Here is a 1,155-nt window from a genome sequence, read left to right on the forward strand (position 1 = left end):
GTCAATGTGGGCACGATCGGCCACGTTGACCATGGCAAAACCACACTGACCGCCGCCATCACCACCGTGCTGGCAGCCAAGTTCGGTGGCCAGGCCAAGGCCTACGACCAGATCGACGCAGCGCCCGAAGAAAAAGCGCGCGGTATTACCATCAATACCGCCCACGTCGAATACGAAACCGCCAACCGCCATTACGCCCACGTGGACTGCCCAGGCCACGCTGATTATGTGAAGAACATGATCACGGGTGCTGCCCAGATGGACGGCGCTATTTTGGTGTGCTCGGCTGCTGACGGCCCTATGCCCCAGACCCGCGAGCACATCCTGTTGGCCCGCCAGGTGGGCGTGCCTTACATCATCGTGTTCCTGAACAAGTGCGACATGGTGGACGATGCCGAACTGCTCGAACTCGTTGAAATGGAAGTGCGCGAGCTGCTCGACAAATACGATTTCCCTGGTGACACCACCCCCATCATCCACGGCAGCGCTAAGCTGGCCATGGAAGGCGACAAGGGTCCCCTGGGCGAAGAAGCCATCATGAAGCTGGCCGACGCGCTGGATACCTACATCCCCATGCCTGAGCGTGCAGTGGACGGTGCCTTCTTGATGCCCGTGGAAGACGTGTTCTCGATCTCTGGCCGTGGCACCGTGGTGACCGGTCGTGTCGAGCGCGGCATCGTCAAGGTCGGTGAAGAAATCGAAATCGTCGGTATCACCGTGACCCAGAAGACCACCTGCACTGGCGTGGAAATGTTCCGCAAGCTGCTGGACCAAGGCCAGGCTGGTGACAACGTTGGCATCTTGCTGCGCGGCACCAAGCGTGAAGACGTGCAGCGCGGCCAAGTGCTGTGCAAGCCCAACTCGATCAAGCCCCACACGCATTTCACCTCCGAAATCTACGTGCTGAGCAAAGACGAAGGCGGCCGCCACACTCCTTTCTTCAACAACTACCGTCCCCAGTTCTACTTCCGCACCACGGACGTGACCGGTGCGATCGAGCTGCCAGAAGGCAAGGAAATGGTCATGCCAGGCGATAACGTGTCGATCACCGTCAAGCTGATCAACCCCATCGCCATGGAAGAAGGCCTGCGCTTCGCTATCCGCGAAGGCGGCAAGACCGTCGGCGCTGGTGTGGTTGCCAAGATCATTGCTTAA

Annotated in this window: 1 protein-coding gene; it reads left to right on the forward strand. The window is 59.5% G+C overall.

Annotated features, from left to right (window positions below; all coding sequences use genetic code 11):
• Positions 1–1,155 (forward strand): elongation factor Tu (tuf, locus tag AC097L_RS25485; protein WP_479589492.1); only part of this gene is annotated, 1,155 nt, incomplete at its 5' end.

This window comes from Rhodoferax sp. RT5P35 (assembly GCF_056521385.1).